Source organism: Rudaea sp. (assembly GCF_047601565.1).
Classification (GTDB): Bacteria; Pseudomonadota; Gammaproteobacteria; order Xanthomonadales; family Rhodanobacteraceae; genus Rudaea.
This window is the reverse complement of sequence record NZ_JASGIY010000002.1, coordinates 161,185-168,067: the sequence shown is the minus strand read 5'-3', so window position 1 is coordinate 168,067 and position 6,883 is coordinate 161,185. Positions and strand designations below refer to the sequence as shown.

The window sequence follows — 6,883 nt, the reverse complement described above, 5'->3', positions numbered from 1 at the left end:
TGCACGAGCAGCGGGATGAACCCTTGATCGAAATTCCCGGCTACCACATCCTGCGCCAGCTCGGCCGCGGCGGCATGGCGACGGTGTACCTGGCCACGCAGGAATCGGTGCAGCGCGAGGTGGCGCTCAAGGTCATGTCGCCGGCGCTGCTGGCCGATGCGGATTTCTCCGAGCGTTTCCTGCGCGAGGCGCGCATCGCGGCGAAGCTGCACCATCGCCACGTCGTCGGCATCCACGACGTGGCGCGCAGCGGCGACTACAACTACATCGCGATGGAATACCTGGGCGGCGGCCCGGTGCTGCCGCGCGACGGTTCGTCGCGGCCGCTCGCGTTCGCGCTGCGCGTCACCCGCGAGATCGCGCTCGCGCTCGACTACGCGCACGCGAAAGGCTTCGTCCATCGCGACGTCAAGCCCGACAACATCCTGCTGCGCGAGGACGGCTCCTCCGCGCTGACCGACTTCGGCATCGCGCGCGCCGCGAACTCGGCCACGCGCATGACCCGCACCGGCGCGGTGATCGGCACGCCGCACTACATGAGCCCCGAGCAGGCGCGCGGCAAGGCGGTCGACGGCCGCGCCGACCTCTACAGCCTCGGCGTCGTCCTGTATGAGATGCTGCTCGGCCGCGTGCCGTACCATGCCGAGGACTCGCTCGCGGTCGGCATCATGCACATCACCGAACCGGTGCCGGTGCTGCCCGAGCGCCTCGCCGTGCTGCAGCCCCTGCTCGCGCGCATGCTCGCCAAGCAGCCCGACGACCGCTACCAGAACGGCCGGCAGCTCGCCGACGCGATCGAGCGCATCGAGCGCGGGATCGCCGCGGGCGACTATCCGCAGCTCACGGACGCCGCCGATGCCGGCGAGTCGCGCGCCACCGAATTCCGCTCCGAGGCGCGCGGCGACGACGCAGCCGACCGCGCGCCGCTGCGCCCGACCACGCCCGTGGCCGCGCTGCATCACCGCGTCGATCCGGCGCTGGGCCGGCTCGACGATCTCGGTGAAACCGGCAGCTATCGCGTGGTCGGGCGCGCGCCACGCGGCGCGGCGAAGCGCGCGAAGCACAAGCGCGGCTGGCTCGCGCCGCTGGCCATCGCCTTGATGTTGGCCGCGCTCGGCGCGGCGGCATGGCATTGGCAGGACCGCCTGCGCGCGCTCGTTCCGAGTACCGCGAACAACGAGACGCTCGCACGCGCGCAGCAGGCGCTCGCCGACGGCCGCCTGCTCGGCGCGGGCGGCGCGCGCGAACTGTTCCAGACCGTGCGCGCGCAGGATCCCGACGACGATCGCGCGCGCCAGGGCCTCGACCAGGTCGGCCAGCGCCTGCTCGCCGATGCGCGCGCGGCACTGCAGAAGCGCGATTTCGCCGCGGCGCACGCGAACCTCGACGCCGCCAACGACGTGCTCGGTGGCGGCGCGCAAGTCGAGGAGCTGAAAACCGCCATCGACGCCGCGCAGGCGCGCGGCACGCAGGCCGAAGACCTGCTCGCGCGCGCTGACGCCGCGCTCGCCGCGCGGAAGTTGACCGGCGTGGACGGCGCGGCGGCGTTGTACCGGCAGATCCTCGATGCCGACCCGGGCGACGCGGCGGTCGCGCGCCACGGCCTCGACAAGGTGGCCGCGGCGCAGGCGCGGCTCGCGCGCGAGGCGCTGGCGCAGGGCGACGTCGACCTGGCCGGCCAGCGCATCGAACAGCTCGCCGAACTCGCGCCCGACCACGCGGCGATTCCCGAATTGCGCAGCCAACTCGCGCAACGGCGCGCCGCCGCCGCGCAAGCGCAGACGCAAACGCTCGATCGCGCCGAACGCGCGCTCGCCGAAGGCCGGCTCGCGGGCGCCGACGGCGCGCAGGCGCTGTTCGCCGCCGCGCTCAAGAACGATGCCGGCAGCGCGGCGGCGAAGGCGGGCTTGCGCAAGGTCGGCCTTGCCTGGGCCGCGCAGGCCGCCGCGCAGCTCGACGCGGACAAGCCCGACGCCGCCGAAGCCGCGCTGCGCCAGGCCGAAGCGCTGGCCGGCAACAGCGACGACGTGCGCCGCCTGCGCGCGCGCCTGCGCGACGCGCGCGAGAGCGAAGACATCGCGCAGCAGGCCAGGGAACCCAGCCTCGCCGAGCGCGCGCGCATCGAAGACATGCTCGCCGGCGCCGACCGCGCGCTTGCCTCCGGCAATCTGATGGACCCCGGCGGCGCCTACGACCAATACCGCGCCGTGCTCGGCATCGACGGCAACAATACGCGCGCGATGGAGGGATTGAAGCGCATCGCGCCGCGCGCCCGCGCGCTGTTCGACCAGTCGATCGATGCGGGCAAGCCGAACAGCGCGCGCGGCTATCTCGACGCGATCGCCGACACCGACCCCGGCAACCCGGCGCTGGTCGGGTTGCGCGCGCGGCTGGGCGAGGCCTATTTCGACCAGGCCGACCATTTCGTCGGCGAAGGCCGGCGCAACGACGCGCTGCGCGCGCTCAACGCCGCGCGCCAGTTGAGCCCGGCGAATCCGCGCAGCGCCGCGCTCGAAGCCAGGATCGAGAGCATGCCGGCGGGTGGATAGGCGCCGGATTGCGGCGCGGCTTACTGGCCTGCCGGCGGTTCCCAGAGCTCGATCTTGTTGCCGTCGGGATCGATCACCCAGGCGAACTTGCCGAATTCCGACGGGTCCGTGTTGTCGATGACGGTGCAGCCTTCGGTGCGCAATGCGGCGAGGAGCGCGTCCAGATCCGCGACGCGGAAGTTGACCATGAAGGAGGCGGAGCTCGGCTCCATCTTGGTCGTATCCTGGGCAAAGGGGCTCCAGATGGTCATTCCAGCCGGGCCATCGGGACCACCCCACTGGAATATCGCTCCACCCCAGTCGGCTACGTCCAGACCGAGGTGATCGCGATACCAGGCGCTCAAACGCTTTGGGTCCGGCGATTTGAAGAAGATGCCGCCGATGCCAGTCACGCGCTTCATCGTTCTACTCCAAGGATCGACAAGTGCTTATCCTGCGCTCTGCCAGCGTTCGAGCCAAGTGGTCGCTGCCGTCTTACTGTCTGCCAGGGTTACAAGGTTCGAATTGCAAGCTCGACTCGCGGACTCTTTGGCTTACGGATGAGAAGTGCCGTCTTTTCGCGTGAACCTGCCATCGGCATTGGAGCTCATCATGTCGACGTCCGAACATGTGGTGATGTCGTTCGGCATGCGCGAGCCCACTTCCAGATAGACGGCCGTGGTCGAAGACCGGTTCTTCAGATGGTGGCCATTGCCGGTATTCTTCGGAAAGGCGGCGCACTCTCCGGCGCGCAGCAAGGTTTCGCCCTCGTCCTCGACGAGGGTCAGTTCGCCCTCGAGCACATAGACGAACTCGTCCTCGTCGCTATGCCAGTGGCGTTGACTCGACCAGCCGCCGGGTGGCAAGGTCATCAGGTTGACGCCGAAGTCGCGAAGCCCGGCCGCATTGCCCAGACGGCGGCGAGTGCGGTCCGCGCAGGGCGAATCGAACGGCGCCGGATAGCCCGAACCCTTGCGAACGGGAACCGCGGCGAGGTCAATCTTGGGCATGCGCTGGTTCCTTGGTGGGGTCCGGGCAGAATGGCTTGATTGCAAATGGGCGCCATCGCGATGCGTAGCATGTTGGCGCAACCGCGAAAGGACAGGCGGGGCGGCCGGCGGTGGGCAAAACAGGGCCGGAAACGCAGCGCCTTTTCTTCCGTTCAGCGCGCCTCACTTGCGCGCCGCGATGATCTCGCCGAGGTAGTCCGGCGTGCCCTCGATGCGCACCAGATGCGGATACTGCAAGCCGTCGTGGTAATCCACCGGCACCGTGCGGTAGCCGCCCTGGTATTTCAGCAGCAGTTGGATGGGCGCCTTGCCGCCTTTGGCCGCCGCGATCGCGGCCTTGAGCGCCTCGTTCGTGCAAGCCTCGCCGTTCACGGCGATCAGGGTCGCGCCGGTGCTGATGCCGGCCTTGAAGGCCGGTCCGTTCCAGCGCACGTCGTTGACCTCGTTCTTGTCGTTCAAGGTCAGGCCGATCGACCACGCGAAGTTGTAGAGATGGCGGGCCGGTTCGTGCCGGCTGTCGTACTGTTTCTCGTAATCGCTCTGCTGATCGGTGTAGACCAGCTTCCAGCCGGTCGCGGCGAGGCCGTCCTGAAGCGGCGGATCGAGCGTGGCTACGCGCGCGCGCAGGAAACCCGCCCAATCGTAGGCGGCCACGCCGTTCAACGCCGCCGCCACGTCGTCGAAGGTGTAGGTCTTGGTCACGTAGCTGCCGTCGTCGACGCCGAAGAACGCGTGCGCGAAATCGTCGAGCGATTTCTTGTCGCGGGTCAGGGCGCGCAGCATGGCGTCCACGTCGAGCCACATCATCTGGCCGCCGCTGTAGTAATCCTCGCTCATCTGCCAACTGCGGTACGGCAGGCCCATGCGGTGCGCGGCGGTCGCGTCGTTGGTGGTGTCTTCCAGCGTGCGCCACTGGAAACCGGGGCGGTTGCGCTCGTAGTTGGCCGCCGTCATCGCCAGCGCGTCGCGGAACTGCTGCGGCGTCCACAGGCCGGCGCGCGCGGTCAGCACATAACCCCAGTACTGTGTCTGGCCCTCGTACACCCACAACAGCGAATCGCCCATCGGCACGTTGAAATTCGGCGTCCACAGATCGGCCGGGCGGCGGAACTTGCCGTTCCACGAATGCGTGTACTCGTGGGCGAGCAGGTCGCGGCCGGGCGCGTTGTCGCTCCATGCGGTGAAGTAGTCGGCGTCCAGGCCGTCTTCGCTGGACTGGTGGTGCTCGGTGCCGTTGCCGCCCAGCACGTCCGACAGCGAGAACAGAAAATCGTAGTGGTCGTAATGATGCGAGCCGAACAGCTTCACCGCCTGCGTCACCAGCGCGCGATGCGCGTTCAACTGCTCGGGCGTCATCTCCAGGTATTTCGGCGCATCGGCGACGATGTCCAGATGCACCGGCGTTGCGCCGCCCGGATTGAGATCGACGCGCTTGAAATATTGGCCCGCGTAGATCGGCGAGTCGACCAGATTGTTGAACGTCACCGGCTTGAAGGTGACGGTATCGCCCGATTGCGACGCCCGATCTCGATCGGCACGTTCCAGCGCCGTGCCGAATTGCCAGCCGTGCGCCAGCGTCACGCTCGGGGCGAAGGTGATGTCGCGCGAAAAATAGCCGGCCGGGTACAGCGCCATCGAGCTCCATGACATGTCCATCATGCGATCGGTGATCTCGAAGCCGTCGTCGCGGCTGGAGAGGTACTGGAAATCCGCGTCGATCGAAGACACGCCCGCGGGCACGTCGACATGGAATGCGTACACGTTGTACTTGTCGCGTTTCCACATCAGCGGCTTGCCGCCGGCGCCGAGCCGCAGGCCCGCGAGCATGGCGATCGGGCCGCTCGGCGAGTGAGCGCCGGGAATCCACTGCGGATACAGCAAGGTCAGCGGGCCGGCCGCGACCGGAATCGTCTCGTGTACGCGAAAGATTCCCTGTGCCGTGTCGCTGGCATCGACATGGATGGCGACGGTGCCGGGATACGGCGTGTCCTGCGGCGGTACCTGATCGCTGCGCGACTCCTGCGCACCCGCGGCAGCCGCTGCCAGCAGCGTCGATACGGCCACGACGAAACCCGCAACGGCACGGCGCGAACCCGCCGGCGCGCCGGCAAGAGAAATGAAAGGCATGAAGGACTCCGACGGTTGAAACGATGTTTCTCAAATCTAGCACCGAAAGCGGCGTGCAAGGCACGAAAACCGGAGTGCAGGCGGAAACCGGGGTGGCCCGGACCGGGGTGGCCCGGACCGGGGTGGCCCGGACCGGGGCGGACCGGCCGGGAAGCGGCGCATGGATTCAGGCCGGAAATCCCGCAGGGACCACGCCGATCGCGCTTGCAACATCGAGGCGCATCGGCTACGTTTCCGCCGTGCAGGCTCTTTGCCAACGAATCGATCGCGCTGCGATCGACATTTGCGCCATTCCGCCGTCGCTGCCGTGTGCCTGCTGCTGCTCGCGCTGAACGCCGTCCCCGGCCGGCCTTGGCTGCTGCTCGGCAACCGCGACGAATTCCACGCGCGTCCGACCGCGCCGGCGCAGCAGTGGAGCGATGCGCCCGGGGTGTTCGGCGGGCGCGACCTGGCGGCCGGCGGCTCGTGGCTTGCCGTGCATCGCAACGGCCGCTATGCCGCGGTCACCAACGTGCGTCGGCCCGAGGCGCCGACGGCGCCGCGTTCGCGCGGCGCGCTGGTGGGCGAGTTCGTCGCCGGGCGCGCGCCGGCGGTGGACTACGCCGCGGCCGTCGCGCGCGAACGCGCGGCGTACGCGCCGTTCAACCTCGTCGTCGGCGACGCGAGCGGCGCGCATTTCGTCAGCAGCATCGACGGCGCCGTGCGTCGGCTCGACGACGGCGTACACGCCTTCAGCAACGGCTCGCCCGGGGACGAGTGGCCAAAGATGCGGCGGCTGCATGAGCAATTCTCCCGTCTGTTGCGAAGTGGAAAAGTGGAGGATGGCGCATTCCTCGACCTGCTCCACGACGATGCGCGCCCGGACGACGCGGACCTGCCCGACACGGGCATCGGCCTCGACCTCGAACGGCGCCTCGCTTCGATCTTCGTCATGCCGACGAGCGTGCGCGGCGAAGCCTACGGCACGCGCGCGAGCACGCTCGCCTATGCGCGCGGCGGCGGCGGATTCGCGCTGCGCGAGCGCCGTTACGACGCGCATGCGCGCGCGCCGGCGGAATCGGCGATCGATTTCTGAGGCAAGGCAACCGTTCGTAGCGGATACGCAACCTGCGAAATAGGGGTAACTTCAGGCTTCCTCGCGCGTTTCGCATTGCGTGAGCGCTTCGGGGATATCCGGAAAGGACGCGAAAAACCATCGCCGTCGGGGACGATGACTGC

General features: G+C 68.7%; 6 protein-coding genes. 3 read left to right on the top strand and 3 right to left on the bottom strand.

Translation table 11 applies throughout. The features are described from left to right. Nucleotides 1–2,549 (top strand): protein kinase domain-containing protein (locus tag QM741_RS19015; protein ID WP_415209308.1); only part of this gene is annotated, 2,549 nt, incomplete at its 5' end. 20 nt (nucleotides 2,550–2,569) lie between these two features. Here QM741_RS19015 and QM741_RS19010 read toward each other — a convergent pair. From QM741_RS19010 to QM741_RS19000, 3 genes are all read right to left on the bottom strand, one after another. Further along, entirely contained in the window at nucleotides 2,570–2,950 is a 381-nt protein-coding gene (locus QM741_RS19010; RefSeq protein ID WP_415209307.1) for a VOC family protein, read from the bottom strand. 132 nt (nucleotides 2,951–3,082) lie between these two features. Then, entirely contained in the window at nucleotides 3,083–3,538 is a 456-nt protein-coding gene (locus tag QM741_RS19005) for a cupin domain-containing protein (RefSeq protein WP_415209306.1), read from the bottom strand. 162 nt (nucleotides 3,539–3,700) lie between these two features. Next, a complete protein-coding gene (locus QM741_RS19000; RefSeq protein ID WP_415209305.1) occupies nucleotides 3,701–5,665 on the bottom strand; it encodes a M61 family metallopeptidase in 1,965 nt (654 codons plus the stop codon). A 23-nt stretch (nucleotides 5,666–5,688) separates the two neighbouring features. Here QM741_RS19000 and QM741_RS18995 point away from each other — a divergent pair, with 23 nt between their 5' ends. Both QM741_RS18995 and QM741_RS18990 read left to right on the top strand, forming a co-directional pair. Beyond that, a complete protein-coding gene (locus tag QM741_RS18995; RefSeq protein ID WP_415209304.1) occupies nucleotides 5,689–5,997 on the top strand; it encodes a hypothetical protein in 309 nt (102 codons plus the stop codon). Further along, entirely contained in the window at nucleotides 5,949–6,740 is a 792-nt protein-coding gene (locus QM741_RS18990) for an NRDE family protein (RefSeq protein WP_415209303.1), read from the top strand. Before QM741_RS18995 ends, QM741_RS18990 begins: the two co-directional genes overlap by 49 nt. Nucleotides 6,741–6,883 lie beyond the last annotated feature (143 nt).